Source organism: Pararhizobium sp. (genome assembly GCF_035497515.1).
In the GTDB taxonomy this organism is placed as follows: Bacteria; Pseudomonadota; Alphaproteobacteria; order Rhizobiales; family Rhizobiaceae; genus Pararhizobium.
The window spans coordinates 64,976-81,976 of the sequence record NZ_DATJDJ010000024.1 but is presented as its reverse complement, the minus strand read 5'-3'; the positions used below and the strand labels follow the sequence as shown (position 1 = coordinate 81,976).

Below are 17,001 nucleotides of genomic sequence, written 5' to 3'. Positions count from 1 at the left end.
GAAAGGATCAAACCAATGCAAGTCATTCTTCTCGAACGCGTTGCCAAGCTCGGCCAGATGGGCGAAACCGTCAAGGTTCGCGACGGCTTTGCCCGCAACTACCTGCTGCCGCTCGGCAAGGCTCTGCGCGCCAACGACGCCAACAAGAAGCGTTTCGAATCCGAGCGCGCAACGCTCGAAGCCCGCAACCTCGAGCGCAAGTCCGAAGCCCAGTCGGTTGCTGAAAAGCTCGACGGCAAGTCCTTCATCGTCGTCCGTTCGGCCGGCGAAACCGGTCAGCTCTACGGTTCGGTCGCTGCCCGCGACATCGTCGACGTTCTGGCCGCTGAAGGCTTCAACATCGGCCGCAACCAGGTCGATCTCAACAACCCGATCAAGACCATCGGCCTGCACGACGTCGTGCTGCACCTGCATTCGGAAGTCGAAATCAAGGTTCAGATGAATGTCGCCCGCTCGGCCGATGAGGCAGAACGCCAGCTCAAGGGCGAAAGCCTGACCTCCGCCGACGCCATCTACGGCGTGGACGAAGATGCGCTGAAGGCTGAAGACTTCTTCAACCCGGAAGCCGAATTCGACGGCGAAGACGAATAAGCCTTTCGTTCATTCGAGACAGGAAAGCCCGTGACACCGTCACGGGCTTTCTTGCGTTCAGGGTTGGAAAAATCAGTTCGCGGCCCGCGGTTCGGCGGCCTTGTCGATCCGCACCTCGACGGACATGCCCGGCGCCAGCATATCGGCCAGTGGCTGGCCGGCATCGATCGAAACGCGGACACCGACACGCTGGGCGACCTTGGTGAAATTGCCGGTCGCGTTGTCGGCGCGGATGACGCTGAACTCGGAGCCGGCGGCGGGCGAAAACCCTTCGACATACCCCTTCAGTTCCGCCTTGCTCAAGGCATCGACAGTAAAGACGACCGGCTGGCCGATCTTCATGCCATCCAGCTGGGTTTCCTTGAAATTGGCGATGATCCAGACATCCTTCGGCACGATCGCCATCAATTGCGTACCCGCTGTCACATATTGACCGAGCCGTGCTCCCACCTCGCCGAGCTTGCCGTCCTGGGGCGCGGTGATCGTCGTATTGTCGAGATCGATCTGAGCCAGTTGCACCGCAGCCTCCGCGCTGCGCACGGCAGCCTCCAGCCCGGCGCGTGAACCGATTGTGGTCGCGAGGGTCTGGCGCGACACTTCGATGGTTGCCGTTGCCTGATCGACGCCAGCCTTTGCCTGCTCGAGGGTCGCCTGCGCTGTATCGACATCCACCGATGTAGCGATCCCCTTTTCAGCCAGCGGCTGGACGCGGCTCCAGGCCTGCTGTGCACGAGTATAGGTGGCGTTGGCGCTGTCGCGCTGGGCTTCGCTTGCCGCGATGCTCGCTTTGCCCGCAAGTTCCTGCTGGTGCGAATTGGCGAGCGACGCCTTTTGCGTATCCAGCGTCCCCTTTGCCTGGGCCAGTTTCTGCGCATAGATCCGGTCGTCGATCTGGACGAGGATCTGCCCGGCCTTCACCGCCTCATAGTCTTTCACGGCCACTTTCGAGACATATCCGGAGAGCTGCGGGCTGACGATGGTCACATAGCCGCGAACATAGGCATTGTCGGTCATTTCGACGGTGGTGGCAAAGGGCGGCAGGCGCCAGGCATAGAGAACAAGCAACACGCCGGTGAGACCAGCGAGAAGCGTCAGGATGGCTGCGGGGGAACGAAGTGTATTCAACATGGAACAAGACCTGTCAGGAGGATGTGGTGGCAGCCGGGACCTTCATCACCGGGCGGATCAGCCTCGACCAGGCGAGATGCCCAAGCAACAGGGCAAGGCCGATGGAAGCTGCGATGAAAATGACGAAAAAGGCGTCGTTATAGGCAAGGATATTGGCTTCGCGCGTGATCTGCTGACCCAGCAGTTGCAAACCCTCGGCATTCAGCAACGACTTGTCGGTGATGACCTTGCCATAGGTGCCGGATAGCTGCGAAACGCGCTGGGCGACGAAAGGATTGGTCAGAAGGATGTGCTCTACCAGAACATTCGAGTGAAATTTTTCGCGGATAGTGACAAAGGTGCCAAGCGCCGCCTGCGCACAAAGCGCGCCGATGCTCTGGGTGAAGAGGAAGATCACCAGGAAATTGACGACGTAGCCGACGCCTTTGGCCAGAACGGCGGCAAACCCCTTCGACATGACCGGTGGCAGGAACATAGCCGCGCCGGCTGCGACCATGGCCTGGCTGAGATACATCTGCTCCGGCCGCGTCAGGCTGGTCGACTGACTGTCGAGCCACGCGCCGGCGGCAATCAGCACCAGCGCCAGCACATGCGCCGTTTCCACATAGCGCGTCATCATCAGGACGGTACACACCAATCCCCCGGCAATGGATGCCAGGAGGATGACCGCATACATCGACCGGGTCTGGTCATTGAGCAGGCCGAGCTGCATGTAGAAATTCGCCGCCGTTGTCGTCTGCTCGGAACTGACGACCCGAAAAAGCAGGAGGATGCCGGCCATGTGCATGTTCTCCCGGGTGAAGAGCCAGCGCATGTCGAGGAGCGGCATCTTGCGCGGCAACTCGATAACCACCATCACCGTCAGGGCGGTGATCGAGCAGGCCAGCAGGAGGCCGAGCCACGGCGCCTCGAACCACCAGTAGAGCCGCCCCAGCGTCAGGAACACCGCCAGGCAGCCGAAGCCGGTGGCGAGCAGCAGGTAGCTGAGGATATCCATCTTCTGGATGACCTTGGCGCGCGGCGGCGCGGTCAAATGCAGGAGGTAGACGACCGGCAGGGCAATCAGCGCCAGCCCCATCTCGAACGTATAGAGCGCATGCCAGCCGCCGAGTTCCATCAGCGACGGCGAGATGATCCGGGCGATCGGAGCCGACAGCGTCGTGTTCAGGAGCGCGAGGCTGAGCCCCACCGAAAGCTTGCGCGCCGACGGAAAGGCCTCGAGCATGTAAAGGAAGCCAAGCGTCGATAGAGGCGCGGCCGCCATGCCGCTGAGGAAGCGGACGACGATTGCCGAATGCAGGTCGGAGACGAACAGGTTGAGGATCGAGGCGATGACGAAGCAGATGATGCTGAGTTCGGCAAAGGGCCGCAGGCCGAATTGCGACCGGATCTTGAACAGCGCGATCGACATGGAGGCGTAAGGCGCCATATAGGCCGCCGACAGCCAGGCGATCTCCGTCGTCGTCGCCGAAAGCGAGCCCTGCAGCTGATAGATATTGGCGTTGAGCAGGTTCATGCCGAGGCCCTGCGTCAGGAACAGCAGGACCGAGGAGGCCATATAGATCGCGGCTCTCGCCGGTGTCATCGGCGCGGGCGCTGGCGGTACGGGTTCCGGTACCGCCACGACAACCGGCGCCGCGTCGGCATCGCGGTCATCGATCGCATTTCCATGAACCGCGACACTCATCTCCCGGTCATTTCCTGGTGATGGCGAGGATATTGCCCGTCATCATACCGATGACCTGCAAGGCTGTCGCCTTGTCTCTTGCATCGACATCACCCAGCACCTGCTCGCGGATTTCGCAGGCGAGCCTGTCGATCTCATCGGCGATGCTCCGGCCATGCTCCGTCATGTGAATCTGCTTGGCGCGCCGGTCGCTTGCCTCGACCCGGCGTTCAATGAAGCCCTGCTTTTCCATGCCATCGAGCAGGCGCACGATGGTCGGCGTCTCGATGCCGAGTTCCTCGGCCAGTTCGCGCTGGTTGAGACCGTCGCGCCGGGAGAGCGCGAACAGGGCACGGGCGCGCGACAGGGTCAGCCCCCTCTCCTTCACGCGCGCATCAAACAGAGCCCGCAGCTTGCGGTTCACCGAGGACAGTGCATCGAACAGTTCGCGATTGACGGCGGCGTTGAGCATTTCATACCTTCTTCATAATATTAGTGTGCTAACTATTTACACCCTATCTAGCCGCTACCGATGGGATTTTCAACCCACACCATTGGCGGTGGCAAAAAATCGTGTGAAGGGCGGCAAGGCGGATTAAAATGGCGGGGCAAGGCAGCAGCAACGCGATTCGCGCAGAAGCCGGTCAAGCGTTAATGCCTGCATTGCCGGAATATCCGTGTTATTCCGACAGCCCCTGTGAACAACGGTGAAGGCAGACCGCGAGACGCGATGCATCGAAAACTATCGGTGCGGCGCTCTTGACCATCGGCTTTGCGGGTCGCACACGATGGCACAGCCACCTGAGACAGAGACGGAACGCCATGAACGAGATCGCGCGCAGACTTGCCCCCATCGCCAAGGACCAGACGGAAGCGCAATATCGCGAAGCGCCGAACAACCTTGAAGCCGAACAGGCGCTGCTGGGCGCGATCCTCGTCAACAACGATGCCTTCTACCGCGTCTCGGACTTCCTGAAGCCGGTCCACCTCAACGAGCCGCTGCATCGCAAGATCTTCGAAGTGGCCGGCGACATCATCCGCATGGGCAAGACGGCCAATCCGGTGACCATCAAGACCTTCCTGAAGGCGGACGAAAAGGTCGGCGACATGACGGTGGCGCAATATCTTGCCCGCCTCGCCTCGGAAGCCGTTTCGATCATCAACGCCGAGGACTATGGCCGGGCGATCTATGACCTTGCCCTGCGGCGTTCGCTGATCACCATCGGCGAGGACATGGTCAACATCGCCTATGACGCGCCGCTCGACATGCCGCCGCAGAGCCAGATCGAGGATGCCGAACGCCGGCTGTTCGAGCTCGCCGAAACCGGCCGCTATGACGGCGGCTTCCAGGCGTTCAACGACGCGGTGGCGCTCGCCATCGACATGGCTGGCCAGGCCTTCGAACGCGACGGCCATCTGTCCGGCATTTCCAGCGGCATCCTGTCGCTCGACGCGCGTATGGGCGGCCTGCAGCGCTCCGACTTGATCGTACTGGCCGGACGCCCGGGCATGGGCAAGACCTCGCTTGCCACCAACATCGCTTACAACATCGCCGCCTCCTACGAGCCCGAAGTCCAGGCGGATGGTTCGATGAAGGCCAAGAACGGTGGCGTCGTTGGATTCTATTCGCTCGAAATGTCGTCCGAGCAGCTGGCAACCCGTATCATCTCCGAGCAGACCGAAGTCTCCTCCTCGAAAATCCGCCGCGGCGATATTTCCGAACACGACTTCGAAAAGCTCGTTGCCTGCAGCCAGATGATGCAGAAGGTCCCGCTCTATATCGACCAGACGGGTGGTATCTCGATCGCCCAGCTTTCGGCGCGCGCGCGCCGGCTCAAGCGCCAGCGCGGCCTCGATTGCCTCGTGGTGGACTATATCCAGCTGATGACCGGTTCGGGAAAGTCCAGCGACAATCGCGTGCAGGAAATCACCCAGATCACCACCGGCCTGAAAGCGCTCGGCAAGGAACTGAACGTGCCGATCATCGCGCTCTCGCAGCTGTCGCGTCAGGTGGAAAGCCGCGAGGACAAACGCCCGCAGCTCTCCGACCTTCGCGAATCCGGCTCGATCGAGCAGGACGCCGACGTCGTGCTGTTCGTGTTCCGCGAGGAATACTATGTGAAGAACATGGAGCCACGCGACGAATTCGACCCGAAATACGAAGAATGGAAGCAGACCTTCGAAAAGGTGAAGGGCACGGCCGACGTGATCATCGCCAAACAGCGTCACGGACCGACCGGCACGGTGAAACTCGCGTTCCAGTCCGAATTTACCCGTTTTACGGACCTCGCCGACCCGAGCTTCACGCAATACGAGGAACATTGAGCACCATCATGCGGGTCGTGCGGTCGCTCCGCCGCATCGTGTTGCAAATCCGCGCTCTTCCGGATAATCGAAAATAAAACCGGCAAAGTATCGCGACGGTTTCGCCGCGAACGACATCTCAGTCTAGGGAAAATCCACTCATGGAAGCCTTTATCGCGTTGCTCCAGGTCCTTGCGATCGATCTTGTTCTGGCGGGCGACAATGCCATCGTCATCGGTCTCGCCGCTGCCGGACTTCCCAAGGAACAGCGCGGCAAGGCCATTCTGATCGGGATTGCCGCCGCCACCGTCCTGCGCATCATTTTCGCCCTTCTTGCAACGCAGCTGCTGCAAATCCTCGGCCTGCTGCTGGTCGGCGGCATCCTGCTTCTCTGGGTCTGCTGGAAGATGTGGCGCGAACTGCGCACTGCCGCCCATGAAGAGCATGCAGGTCTGGAATCCCTGACCGGCGAGGATCTCGACAAGGACGGCTCTGTCGGCTCCGGCGCACCGCGCAAGACGCTGAAGCAGGCGGCTCTCCAGATCGTCATCGCCGACGTCTCGATGTCGCTCGACAACGTTCTGGCCGTTGCGGGTGCCGCCCGCGAACACCCGAACATCCTCATCCTCGGCCTTGCCGTGTCGGTCGCGCTGATGGGCATCGCTGCCTCGTTCATCGCCAAGCTGCTCAACCGGTTTCCCTGGATTTCCTATCTGGGTCTCGCCATCATCCTTTTCGTGGCGCTGAAGATGATCTATGAGGGCTTCATGGAAGTCGAACCGGCCATTATGTCCGCGCTTGGTTGATCATTGAAGCGGCGGCAGAGAACCGGATCCGGCGACTGCCGCCAACATTCCTTCCCTTCTGCGAAAGACAGAACTGCCAAGGCAGGCCGGCGATTGCAGAGCAACCTGCTTGGCTGTATCTCTCTCCGCATGGCTATTTTGCACGACCCCTCCTCCGCTGATGCCGCCTTCGAGGCCGCGTCCAACCGCCTCACCATCGACCTCGGCGCGCTTGCCGACAACTGGCGGGCAATGAACACGCTCTCCGGCAAGGCGCGAGCGGCCGCGGTGTTGAAAGCCAATGCCTATGGCATCGGCATCGAACCAGCCGCAAGCACGCTCTACCGCGCCGGCGCCCGCGATTTCTTCGTCGCCAATGCCGAGGAAGGCGCAGCACTTCGCCCCCTGGTACCGGACGGCCGCATCCATATCCTCGCCGGCATGTGGCCCGGAAACGAACGGTTGTTCTTCGACAACGACCTGATCCCGATCATCAACTCCGAGGAACAGCTCGCCTTGTTCATGTCGACGCTGTCGGAGCGCGGCGATCACCCCTGCGTCCTCCATGTCGATACCGGCATGAAGCGGCTGGGTCTGACCGTCGAGGAAGCACTGACGCTTGCCAACGATCCTGCCCGTCCGGCAAGCTTCTCGCCTATCCTGGTGATGAGCCACCTCGCCTGCGCCGACGATCCGTCCCATCCGCTCAATCGCCGGCAGCTTGAATCTTTCCGAACGGTTACGGCAGCTTTCGAAGGCGTCGAATCAAGCCTTGCCAATTCTGGCGGCGTCCATCTCGGACCCGATTTCCATTTCGACCTGACGCGGCCGGGCATTGCGGTCTATGGCGGCGAAGCCGTCAACGACATGCCGAACCCGATGACGCCCGTGGTCACTGCGGAGGCCCGCATTCTGGTGATCCGCAATGCCAGCAAGGGGGATACGGGAAGCTATGGCGGCTCGGCGCAGTTCACCCGCGACAGCCGCGTGGCGATCGCTGCCGTTGGATATGCCGACGGCTACCACCGTTCGCTTTCCGGCGGCGGCGTTACCCTGCGCCAGGCCTCCCCAGGGGGCGCCTATGGCTTCCTGCATGGCGTGAAAATTCCGCAACTCGGCCGTGTTACCATGGACCTCACCCTGTTCGACGTCACCGACCTGCCGGAAAATGCCGCCCGTCCCGGCGACTATATCGAACTGTTCGGCAGGAACATCGCCGTCGACAACGTCGCCCGCGCCGGGGGAACCATCGGCTACGAGATGCTCACCAGCCTCGGGAGCCGGTACGAGCGAGCTTATGTCGAGGCATAGGAGGGTAGGAACTGTTCTCACTCTATGCTATGCGTGACACAAAGGAGAACTCCGATGTCCAACGCCAAGAAATCCTTTGTCATCGGCGATCATTTCGACGCTTTCATCACCGAGCAGGTCACACGAGGACGCTTCAACAATGCGAGTGAAGTCGTTCGGGCCGGGCTGCGGCTGCTGGAGCGCGATGAGGCAAAATTTGCGGAATTGAAGAGGCTTATCAGAGAGGGCGAGGATGATATCGCCGTTGGTCGCGTTTACGAATACGCCGACGGAGAGGCTCTTCTGCACGATATAATGTACGGGCAGCATGACGATTAAGAGTCGCAAGGCGGTTTTTTCCCGTGCCGCCCGGGCGGATCTCCGATCAATCTACAAATACAGCGCGGCGGAAAATCCACCCGCTGCTGCCGCGTTCGTCCTCGACATCCATTTGAAGATCAATTCGGTCGCGCAAACCGGCTCTCCCGGTGTTGCACGCAATCAATTCAGTCAACGACTCCGTGCCTTGCCTTATCGCGACCGCTGCATTTATTTCCGCGTCGAAGAATCCCATATCTACATCGTCCGCATCCTTCATGGCCGCCAGGACATTTCCCCGATAGACTTCCCCGAAAGCGAAATTTGATGGCGAAAGCCCGGACACAATTCATCTGCCAGAACTGCGGCACGGTTCACACCCGCTGGGTTGGAAAATGCGAAGGCTGCGGCCAGTGGAACACCATCGTCGAGGAAGACCCGATGGGTGGCATTGGCGCCGGTCCCGGCAGGACGCCGAAGAAGGGCCGGCCGGTGGCGCTGACGACCCTGTCCGGTGAAATCGAGGATGCACCGCGCATCACGACCGGTATTTCCGAACTCGACCGGGCGACCGGCGGCGGCTTCGTGCGCGGATCGGCAGTGCTGATCGGCGGCGATCCCGGCATCGGCAAGTCCACGGTGCTGATGCAGGCGGCGGCGGCTTTGTCGCGGCAGGGCCACCGGATCATCTATGTCTCGGGTGAAGAAGCCGTTGCCCAGGTTCGCCTGCGCGCCCAGCGGCTGGGCGCTGCCGATACCGACGTGCTTCTGGCAGCAGAAACCAATGTCGAGGATATCCTGGCGACGCTTGGCGAAGGCAAACGGCCGGATCTCGCCATCATCGATTCGATCCAGACATTGTGGAGCGACACGGCCGATTCGGCGCCTGGAACGGTGACGCAGGTGCGCACCGGCGTGCAGGCGATGATCCGTTTTGCAAAGCAGACGGGCGCCGCCATCGTGCTCGTCGGCCATGTCACCAAGGAAGGCCAGATCGCCGGTCCGCGTGTCGTCGAGCACATGGTCGATGCCGTGCTCTATTTCGAGGGCGACCGGGGTCATCACTATCGCATCCTGCGCACCGTCAAGAACCGCTTCGGACCAACCGACGAGATCGGCGTGTTCGAAATGTCCGACAAGGGGCTGCGCGAAGTCACCAATCCGTCCGAACTGTTTCTCGGCGAGCGCAATTCGAAATCGCCAGGCGCCGCCGTCTTTGCCGGCATGGAGGGCACCCGCCCGGTGCTGGTCGAGGTCCAGGCGCTGGTGGCGCCGACATCGCTCGGCACGCCGCGCCGCGCCGTGGTCGGCTGGGATGGCGCGCGACTGTCGATGATCCTCGCGGTGCTCGAGGCCCATTGTGGCGTCCGGCTCGGCCAGCACGACGTCTACCTCAACATTGCCGGCGGATATCGCATTACCGAGCCCGCGGCCGATCTTGCCGTCGCGTCCGCGCTGGTTTCGTCGCTTGCCGGTCTTGCCCTTCCGTCCGATTGCGTCTATTTCGGCGAAGTCAGTCTGTCGGGCGCCATCCGGCCGGTTGCGCATACCGCCCAGCGCCTTAAAGAAGCCGAAAAGCTCGGCTTTTCACAGGCTGTCCTGCCGTCTGCCTCAGCCGATCTGCCCAAGGGGGCCGGCATGAGCTGGGCGGAGATGGAAAGCCTGCCGGATCTGGTGGCGCGCATTGCCGGCTCGAAGGCAGCCTTGCGGCAGACGGACGATGATGATTGAGGAAATCGTTGGTTAAACATCGGCGAATTCCGGAGAAAACAGTGTTCAATCATGGACCATCGAAAGACGCTTGCGACTTGATGATATATGGTTCGCGGACAATCGGCGTGGGGTCGCGCATTTAATTTGGGGTGCTGCGTCCTATGCGGGTCCAATCGGACACGCGGAGCAGCAGGCGGTTTCGGAGTAGGACAATATGCCCATTACAATTCTCGACGGTATCGTTCTCGGCGTCGCGCTTTTCTCGGCCATCCTGGCCATGGTGCGCGGCTTTTCCCGGGAAGTCCTGTCGGTCGCAAGCTGGCTCGGCGCTGCCGCTGCCGCCTATTTCCTCTATCCTCACCTGCTGCCCTTTGCGAAGAACTATACCAGCAGCGACACGGTCGCGATGATCGGCTCGGCCGGCGTGATCTTCCTCATTGCGCTGATCATCATTTCCTTCATCACCATGCGGATCGCCGATTTCATCATCGACAGCCGCATCGGCGCACTTGACCGGACGCTGGGCTTCCTGTTCGGCGCCGCCCGCGGCGTCCTGCTGGTCGTCGTCGCCATGCTGTTCTTCAACTGGCTGGTCGCTCCGCAGCAGCAGCCTGTCTGGGTCACCACCGCGAAATCCAAGCCGCTGCTCGACAATCTCGGCGGCAAGCTGATCGCGCTTCTGCCTGAAAATGCCGATGCCACGATCCTCGACCGCCTGCGCGGCAAGGATACGACCGGTGAAGGCGAAAACGAAGGCACCGGCGGCGCGACCACCCAGCCGCCGGCCGAGGAAACGCCGGCCACGAACGACGCCGGCACCAACGGCTAAGTCCGACCGAACGACATGAGGGCTCGCTCCGGCGGGCCCTGTCCATTTTGCAATGATGCTATGTGAAACCCTCAGGTCTGACGACTTGAAGGACGGAAAATCTGATACGATATGCCAAACGCGTTTCAGCCGTCAGAACAAAGGCCAACAGCGATGACCCATTTGCGAGCAGCAGAGATTCACGACGAGATCGATGGCGATACGCTGCACGAGGAATGCGGCGTCTTCGGCATTCTGGGACATCCCGATGCGGCGACCCTGGCGGCGCTGGGGCTGCACGCCCTGCAGCACCGCGGCCAGGAGGCAGCCGGTATCGTCACCTTCGACGGCAAGCAGTTCCACACCGAAAAGCGCATGGGTCTTGTCGGCGACCACTATACCGACCCGGCTGTTCTGGCGAAACTGCCCGGCTCGATCTCGATCGGCCACACGCGCTATTCCACGACCGGCGAAGTGGCGCTGCGCAACGTTCAACCGCTGTTTGCCGAACTCGAGGTCGGCGGCATCGCGATCGCCCATAACGGCAACTTCACCAATGGCCTGACCCTGCGCCGCCAGATCATTGCCACCGGCGCCATCTGTCAATCGACCTCCGACACCGAAGTCGTCCTTCACCTGATCGCCCGCTCGCGTCATTCCTCGACCGCCGATCGTTTCATCGATGCCATCCGCCAGATGGAAGGCGGCTATGCCATGGTTGCGATGACCCGCACAAAGCTGATCGCCGCCCGCGATCCCATCGGCATCCGGCCGCTGGTCATGGGTGAACTGGATGGCAAGCCGATCTTCTGCTCGGAAACCTGCGCACTGGACATCATCGGCGCCAAATACATCCGCGACGTCGAGAACGGCGAAGTCATCATCTGCGAGATCCAGCCGGATGGCTCGATCCAGATCGATGCGCGCAAGGCTGCCAACCGGCAACCGGAACGTCTCTGCCTGTTCGAATATGTCTACTTCGCCCGCCCCGATTCCGTCGTCGGCGGTCGCAGCGTCTATGTCGCCCGCAAGAACATGGGCATCAACCTCGCCAAGGAATCGCCGGTCGAGGCCGATGTCGTCGTTCCCGTTCCCGATGGCGGCACGCCGGCGGCTCTCGGCTTTGCCCAGGCGAGCGGCATTCCCTTCGAATATGGCATCATCCGCAACCACTATGTCGGCCGCACCTTCATCGAGCCGACACAGCAGATCCGAGCCTTCGGCGTCAAGCTCAAGCACTCCGCCAATCGGGCGATGATCGAAGGCAAGCGCGTCGTGCTGGTGGACGATTCCATCGTGCGCGGTACAACGTCGTTGAAGATCGTCCAGATGATCCGCGATGCCGGCGCCACGGAAGTCCATATCCGCGTCGCCAGCCCGATGATCTTCTATCCGGATTTCTACGGTATCGACACGCCCAATGCCGACAAGCTGCTGGCGAACCAGTATGCCGACATCAAGGCCATGGCGAAATATATCGGCGCGGATTCACTGGAATTCCTGTCGATCGATGGTCTTTACCGTGCTGTCGGTGGCGAGGATCGCAACAATGCCCGTCCGCAGTTCACCGATCACTATTTCACCGGTGATTACCCCACCCGCCTGCTCGACAAGAACGGCGAAACCGCCGGGCTGAAGCTTTCGGTCCTGGCCAGCAACGGCTGATCCGGACAGCAGACCGGTAGTCAGAGCGTTTCCGTCTCCCGGTGGTGGCGTTTGTCTTTTTCACGGCAGCGCCGCGCGTCAAATATGACGCGGAAAGGTCGCTGTAACAGCTTAAATATACTGCATAACTGCGGCAATTTCGCCGACCGCAATCCGCGTCGCCATCCCGGCTTGCGTCCGGAGCCATTCATATGGCACAGCAAGCCGCATCAAAAACTCGGAGCCATCCAGACATGATCGATCTCAAGGGCCGCATTGCACTGGTCACCGGCGCATCCCGCGGCATCGGCTTTTTCACAGCGCTGGAACTGGCCAAGGCCGGCGCGCAGGTGATTGCCTGCGCCCGCACTGTTGGCGGCCTTGAGGATCTCGACGATGCGATCAAGGCGGCGGGCGGTCTGCCGGCCACGCTCGTGCCCTTCGATCTCGCAGACATGGCCGCGATCGACAAACTCGGCGGCGCGATCCACGAACGCTGGGGCAAGCTCGATATCCTCGTTGCCAATGCCGGCGTGCTCGGCGTCATCTCGCCGGTCGGCCACGTCGAATCCAAGGTGTTCGAAAAGGTGATGACTGTGAACGTGACGGCAACCTGGCGGCTGATCCGCTCGGTCGATCCGCTGCTGCAGCAGTCGGATGCCGGCCGCGCCCTCATCCTGTCCTCCAGCGCCGCACACAAGTGCAAGCCGTTCTGGGGACCCTACTCCGCCTCCAAGGCCGCCGTGGAAGCCTTGGCGCGCACCTGGGCCGGCGAGACGCAGCGCCTGCCGCTGCGCATCCTCTCGGTCGATCCCGGCGCCACGCGCACCGCCATGCGGGCGCAGGCCGTTCCCGGCGAAGATCCGAAAACCCTGCCGCATCCGTCAGAAATCGCCGCCAAACTCCTGCCGCTCGTTGGCCCCGGCCAGACGGAAACGGGCAAGCTGTTTATCGTCCGAGAAAATCGGATCGTAGATTACCGGCTGCCGGACTGATCACCGAACGACGACATGAAAAAGCCGCCGCGAGATATCCCGCGGCGGCTTTTTCATGCGTTGGTTACAGACTATTTCTTGTCGCCGGGCAGGCCGTCTTCGGTGGTCATCAAATGATCCGGATGCAGCGGCCAGTCGCCGTACTTCTTCTGCCACTTGCGCGCTCCGAACGGCAGGCTGATCAGGTAGCCAACGGCGGTGATCACCATGGTTTCCCAGGTGAAGCTCATTAGCGTCGCGACATAGAGCACGACGAAGAGGATGATCGGCAGAACAAGATCGCGGCGGACGCGATTTTCCGACTTGCCGGACCAGACCGGCAGGCGGCTGACCAGCAGGAAGGCGATCAGAACCGTGTAAGCCGAGGCGAAGATCGCAATCGGCCGATCGGGAGCCATGCCCAGGAGCCCGAGATACATCGGCAGCAGCACCAGCATGGCGCCGGCCGGCGCAGGTACGCCGACAAAATATTCCGATTGCCAGCTAGCCTTGACCTCGCGCTCCGACATCACATTGAAGCGGGCAAGCCGCAACCCGGCGGCGATGACGTAGATCAGGGCCGCGATCCAGCCGAGCGAACGGGCCTGATCGAGAACGAAAGCGTAGAGCACCAGTGCCGGGGCGACGCCGAAATTGACGATGTCGGCGAGCGAATCCATTTGCGCACCGAATTTCGACGTGGCCTTCATCAGGCGGGCGACGCGACCGTCGATGCCGTCGAGAAAAGCCGCGACCAGAACCATGCCGACGGCCAGTTCGAAGCGGTTTTCGAAGGCAAGACGCACGCCGGACAGCCCGGCGCAGATGGCCAGCACGGTGATCAGGTTGGGCACGATCAGCCGCAACGGGATTTCCCGCAGGCGGGGGCCACGCGCCTCGTCGTTCGGGCCGTTCGGTTCAAAAGACGGAAAGGGCGTTTCCATGGCGTGCTCCTGTTCCTGTTTGCCTGCTGTCATCAACCGCGACGGCTGATGACCGGGCCTTTTGGCGAACCGAATTCGGCGAGAACCGTTTCACCGGCGATCGCCGTCTGGCCGAGGCTCACCCGAGGGGCGGCTCCGGCCGGCAGGAAAACATCAAGTCTTGAACCGAAGCGGATGAGGCCAAAGCGTTCGCCCGGCTGCAGCGTGTCGCTTTCATGTGCCCAGCAGACGATGCGGCGGGCGACGAGGCCGGCGATCTGGACGACACCGATCGTGCCGTGCGCTGTTTCAATCGCCAGACCGTTGCGCTCGTTCTCGTGGCTTGCCTTGTCGAGTTCGGCATTGACGAACTTGCCGGCGCGATAGGCGATGCGGCGGATCGTGCCGCGCATCGGCGCGCGGTTCACGTGGCAATTGAAGACATTCATGAACACGGTGATACGCAGCATCGGCGCATCGCCGAGCCCGAGTTCCTCCGGCGGTGTCATCAGCGCGATCGACGAGACGCGGCCATCGGCCGGGCTGATCACCAGATCGTCGTCTAGCGGTGTCATGCGCTCGGGATCGCGGAAGAAGTAGGCGCACCATGCGGTGAGAATAAAGCCGATCCACATCAACGGCTCCCAGAGAAAGCCGAGAACCAGCGAAACGACGAAGAAACCGGCGATGAAGGGATACCCTTCGTTATGCACCGGGACCAGCGTGTTGCGCACCGTATTGATCAAGCTCATGAACTCGCGTCTCCATATTTTATTGCAACAGCACGTACAGCGAAACGCCGGGCCGGGCAATGCACGGGAGGAATTAGCCAATAGCCAATCGTCGGCGCACCCAATTATCTATAGGCCGCTTGCCTGTGGCAACTCCCAGTCCGCCCTTATCACAACGCTGCCGGACCGCGCGTCACCACGCCGAGATCGTCGCTTTCTCGTACCTTCTTCAGCGTTTCTTCTGCCTGCGTCGCCTCGCGCTGGCGGTTCCACATGGAAGCGTAAAGGCCGTCACGGTCGATAAGTTCCCCATGCGTGCCGCGCTCGGCGATGCCGCCGTCCTTGAGAACGATGATCTCGTCGGCATGGATGACCGTCGACAGGCGATGGGCGATGACCAGCGTCGTGCGGTTCTGCGATACGATATCGAGCGCCGCCTGGATTTCCTGCTCGGTGTGGGTATCGAGCGCCGAGGTCGCCTCGTCGAGGATCAGGATGGGCGGGTTCTTGAGCACGGTTCGCGCGATCGCAACGCGCTGCTTCTCGCCGCCCGACAGTTTCAGGCCGCGCTCGCCGACCATGGCGTTGTAGCCTTCCGGCAGGCTCTCGATGAAGCCGCCGATCTGGGCGATGTCGGCCGCCGTCTCGACCTCGGCCTGCGTGGCCGAGGTGCGTCCATAGCGGATGTTGTAGGCGATGGTATCGTTGAACAGCACCGTATCCTGCGGCACCATGCCGATGACGGCGCGCAGCGATTTCTGCTTCACGCCGCGAACATCCTGGCCATCGATGGTGATCGCGCCTTCCTGGACATCGTAGAAGCGGTAGAGCAGCCGCGAGAGCGTGGATTTACCGGCGCCGGATGGACCGACGACGGCGACGGTCTTGCCGGCCGGAACGTCGAAGGTGATGCCCTTCAGGATCGGCCGGGCGGGGTCATAGGCGAAGTGTACGTCCTTGAAGGCAATCGCGCCCTTGTCGATCGCCAGTTCCACCGCATCCGGAATGTCGGTGACCTCGGCCTGCACTTCCAGGAGGTCGAACATCTGCTCGATATCCGTCAGGCCCTGGCGGATTTCGCGGTAGACGAAGCCAATGAAATTGAGCGGGATGGAGAGCTGCATCAGCATGGCGTTGATGAAGACGAAATCGCCGAGTGTCTGCTCGCCGCGCTGCACGGCCATGGCCGACATCACCATCATGATCGCCGTACCGGCGCCGAAGATGACGGCCTGGCCGAAGTTCAGCCAGCCGAGCGAGGTCCAGACCTGAGTCGCCGAGCGCTCGTAGCGCTCCATAGACTGGTCGAAGCGCTTCGCCTCCATTTCCTCGTTGCCGAAATATTTGACGGTCTCGAAGTTCAGGAGCGAATCGATCGCCTTGGTATTGGCGTCGGTATCGCTGTCGTTCATGGCGCGGCGGATGCCGATGCGCCAGTCGCTCGCCTTGATGGTGAACCAGATATAGACGACCACGGTGACGGCGGTGACGAGGAGATAGCTGAACCCATAGCCCCACCAGAAAATGATCGCCGTCAGCAGGAACTCGATCAGTGTCGGCACGGTGTTGAGGATGGTGAAGCGGACGATCGTCTCGATGCCCTTGGTGCCGCGCTCGATGATGCGCGACAGGCCGCCGGTGCGCCGTTCCAGATGAAACCGCAGGGAAAGCTGGTGCATGTGCACGAAGGTGCGATAGGCAAGCTGGCGGACCGCATGCTGGCCGACGCTGGCAAACAGCGCATCGCGCAACTGGTTCAGCCCCGCCTGCAGCAGGCGCGCCAGATTGTAGGCCAGCACCAGCATGACCGCGCCGGTGAAGAAGACCGGCAGCGTGCCGACCAGATCGGCCTTGCCGTTCAGCGCATCCGTCGACCATTTGAAGAAATACGGCACGAGCAGCAGCACGACCTTGGCCACCAGCAGGATCACCGTCGCCCAGACGACGCGCATCTTCAAATCCGCACGGTCGTTCGGCCACATATAGGGCCAGAGATTGATGATCGTCTGCAGCGGATTGCCTGCATCCGCCGATACCGTTTTTTTCTGCGCTGCCAACGTCTGTCCCCGTCTTCGCTAAATTCCAATCAAAAGCGGCGCCTTTCTCAAGGCGCCGCTCTTTGTATT

Annotated in this window: 16 protein-coding genes; 10 read left to right on the top strand and 6 right to left on the bottom strand. The window is 61.6% G+C overall.

All coding sequences use genetic code 11. The features are described from left to right. Positions 1 to 15 precede the first annotated feature (15 nt). Positions 16 to 591 carry a 50S ribosomal protein L9 gene (gene rplI / locus VL202_RS02280; RefSeq protein ID WP_325462569.1) on the top strand — a complete coding sequence of 192 codons (576 nt, stop codon included), beginning with the start codon at positions 16 to 18 and terminating at the stop codon, positions 589 to 591. Positions 592 to 663: 72 nt separating this feature from the next. Here the strand turns inward: rplI and VL202_RS02275 are convergent, their stop codons facing one another. From VL202_RS02275 to VL202_RS02265, 3 genes are read right to left on the bottom strand one after another with little or no spacing between them, the layout of a single operon-like run. Then, positions 664 to 1,719, bottom strand: a complete 1,056-nt coding sequence (locus VL202_RS02275) for an HlyD family secretion protein (RefSeq protein ID WP_325462568.1) — start codon at positions 1,717 to 1,719, stop codon at positions 664 to 666. A 13-nt stretch (positions 1,720 to 1,732) separates the two neighbouring features. Further along, the gene (locus VL202_RS02270) at positions 1,733 to 3,406 is read right to left on the bottom strand and encodes an MFS transporter (RefSeq protein ID WP_414692792.1); all 1,674 of its coding nucleotides are present in this window, start codon (positions 3,404 to 3,406) and stop codon (positions 1,733 to 1,735) included. A gap of 7 nt (positions 3,407 to 3,413) precedes the next feature. Beyond that, a complete protein-coding gene (locus VL202_RS02265) occupies positions 3,414 to 3,857 on the bottom strand; it encodes a MarR family transcriptional regulator (RefSeq protein ID WP_325462567.1) in 444 nt (147 codons plus the stop codon). A gap of 350 nt (positions 3,858 to 4,207) precedes the next feature. Here VL202_RS02265 and VL202_RS02260 point away from each other — a divergent pair, with 350 nt between their 5' ends. The 9 genes from VL202_RS02260 to VL202_RS02220 all read left to right on the top strand — a co-directional run bounded on the left by VL202_RS02260 (position 4,208) and on the right by VL202_RS02220 (position 13,242). Then, on the top strand, positions 4,208 to 5,710 hold the full coding sequence (locus VL202_RS02260; RefSeq protein WP_325462566.1) for a replicative DNA helicase: 1,503 nt from the start codon (positions 4,208 to 4,210) through the stop codon (positions 5,708 to 5,710). A 140-nt stretch (positions 5,711 to 5,850) separates the two neighbouring features. Beyond that, complete coding sequence (locus tag VL202_RS02255) at positions 5,851 to 6,495, top strand: TerC family protein (RefSeq protein ID WP_325462565.1); 645 nt, start codon at positions 5,851 to 5,853, stop codon at positions 6,493 to 6,495. A 129-nt stretch (positions 6,496 to 6,624) separates the two neighbouring features. Beyond that, complete coding sequence (gene alr, locus VL202_RS02250) at positions 6,625 to 7,785, top strand: alanine racemase (RefSeq protein ID WP_325462564.1); 1,161 nt, start codon at positions 6,625 to 6,627, stop codon at positions 7,783 to 7,785. A 54-nt stretch (positions 7,786 to 7,839) separates the two neighbouring features. Beyond that, positions 7,840 to 8,103, top strand: a complete 264-nt coding sequence (locus tag VL202_RS02245) for a type II toxin-antitoxin system ParD family antitoxin (RefSeq protein WP_325462563.1) — start codon at positions 7,840 to 7,842, stop codon at positions 8,101 to 8,103. Beyond that, positions 8,093 to 8,410: a type II toxin-antitoxin system RelE/ParE family toxin gene (locus VL202_RS02240; protein ID WP_325462562.1), complete on the top strand. Its 318-nt coding sequence runs from the start codon at positions 8,093 to 8,095 to the stop codon at positions 8,408 to 8,410. The genes VL202_RS02245 and VL202_RS02240 overlap by 11 nt, the downstream gene beginning before the upstream one ends. Next, on the top strand, positions 8,410 to 9,813 hold the full coding sequence (gene radA / locus VL202_RS02235; protein WP_325462561.1) for a DNA repair protein RadA: 1,404 nt from the start codon (positions 8,410 to 8,412) through the stop codon (positions 9,811 to 9,813). The genes VL202_RS02240 and radA overlap by 1 nt, the downstream gene beginning before the upstream one ends. A gap of 196 nt (positions 9,814 to 10,009) precedes the next feature. Next, entirely contained in the window at positions 10,010 to 10,624 is a 615-nt protein-coding gene (locus VL202_RS02230; RefSeq protein ID WP_325462560.1) for a CvpA family protein, read from the top strand. A 153-nt stretch (positions 10,625 to 10,777) separates the two neighbouring features. After that, positions 10,778 to 12,268, top strand: a complete 1,491-nt coding sequence (gene purF / locus VL202_RS02225; protein WP_325462559.1) for an amidophosphoribosyltransferase — start codon at positions 10,778 to 10,780, stop codon at positions 12,266 to 12,268. 233 nt (positions 12,269 to 12,501) lie between these two features. Continuing rightward, positions 12,502 to 13,242, top strand: a complete 741-nt coding sequence (locus VL202_RS02220; RefSeq protein WP_325462558.1) for an SDR family NAD(P)-dependent oxidoreductase — start codon at positions 12,502 to 12,504, stop codon at positions 13,240 to 13,242. A gap of 71 nt (positions 13,243 to 13,313) precedes the next feature. On the opposite strand, the gene pssA is transcribed toward VL202_RS02220, so the two are convergent. From pssA to VL202_RS02205, 3 genes are all read right to left on the bottom strand, one after another. Beyond that, a complete protein-coding gene (gene pssA, locus VL202_RS02215; RefSeq protein ID WP_325462557.1) occupies positions 13,314 to 14,165 on the bottom strand; it encodes a CDP-diacylglycerol--serine O-phosphatidyltransferase in 852 nt (283 codons plus the stop codon). A 32-nt stretch (positions 14,166 to 14,197) separates the two neighbouring features. Next, positions 14,198 to 14,896: a phosphatidylserine decarboxylase gene (locus VL202_RS02210; RefSeq protein ID WP_325462556.1), complete on the bottom strand. Its 699-nt coding sequence runs from the start codon at positions 14,894 to 14,896 to the stop codon at positions 14,198 to 14,200. Positions 14,897 to 15,045: 149 nt separating this feature from the next. Continuing rightward, positions 15,046 to 16,932, bottom strand: coding sequence for an ABC transporter ATP-binding protein/permease (locus VL202_RS02205; protein ID WP_325462555.1), 1,887 nt, complete (start codon positions 16,930 to 16,932; stop codon positions 15,046 to 15,048). Positions 16,933 to 17,001: the final 69 nt, after the last annotated feature.

Excerpts from the sequence above, each read along its gene's own strand:
- pssA (WP_325462557.1), bottom strand. The coding sequence starts at position 14,165 with ATGGAAACGCCCTTTCCGTCTTTTGAACCGAACGGCCCGAACGACGAG.
- VL202_RS02245 (WP_325462563.1), top strand. The coding sequence starts at position 7,840 with ATGTCCAACGCCAAGAAATCCTTTGTCATCGGCGATCATTTCGACGCT.
- VL202_RS02230 (WP_325462560.1), top strand. The coding sequence starts at position 10,010 with ATGCCCATTACAATTCTCGACGGTATCGTTCTCGGCGTCGCGCTTTTC.
- VL202_RS02240 (WP_325462562.1), top strand. The coding sequence starts at position 8,093 with ATGACGATTAAGAGTCGCAAGGCGGTTTTTTCCCGTGCCGCCCGGGCG.
- purF (WP_325462559.1), top strand. The coding sequence starts at position 10,778 with ATGACCCATTTGCGAGCAGCAGAGATTCACGACGAGATCGATGGCGAT.
- rplI (WP_325462569.1), top strand. The coding sequence starts at position 16 with ATGCAAGTCATTCTTCTCGAACGCGTTGCCAAGCTCGGCCAGATGGGC.
- VL202_RS02275 (WP_325462568.1), bottom strand. The coding sequence starts at position 1,719 with ATGTTGAATACACTTCGTTCCCCCGCAGCCATCCTGACGCTTCTCGCT.
- VL202_RS02265 (WP_325462567.1), bottom strand. The coding sequence starts at position 3,857 with ATGCTCAACGCCGCCGTCAATCGCGAACTGTTCGATGCACTGTCCTCG.
- VL202_RS02210 (WP_325462556.1), bottom strand. The coding sequence starts at position 14,896 with ATGAGCTTGATCAATACGGTGCGCAACACGCTGGTCCCGGTGCATAAC.
- radA (WP_325462561.1), top strand. The coding sequence starts at position 8,410 with ATGGCGAAAGCCCGGACACAATTCATCTGCCAGAACTGCGGCACGGTT.
- VL202_RS02270 (WP_414692792.1), bottom strand. The coding sequence starts at position 3,406 with ATGAGTGTCGCGGTTCATGGAAATGCGATCGATGACCGCGATGCCGAC.
- VL202_RS02220 (WP_325462558.1), top strand. The coding sequence starts at position 12,502 with ATGATCGATCTCAAGGGCCGCATTGCACTGGTCACCGGCGCATCCCGC.
- alr (WP_325462564.1), top strand. The coding sequence starts at position 6,625 with ATGGCTATTTTGCACGACCCCTCCTCCGCTGATGCCGCCTTCGAGGCC.
- VL202_RS02255 (WP_325462565.1), top strand. The coding sequence starts at position 5,851 with ATGGAAGCCTTTATCGCGTTGCTCCAGGTCCTTGCGATCGATCTTGTT.
- VL202_RS02260 (WP_325462566.1), top strand. The coding sequence starts at position 4,208 with ATGAACGAGATCGCGCGCAGACTTGCCCCCATCGCCAAGGACCAGACG.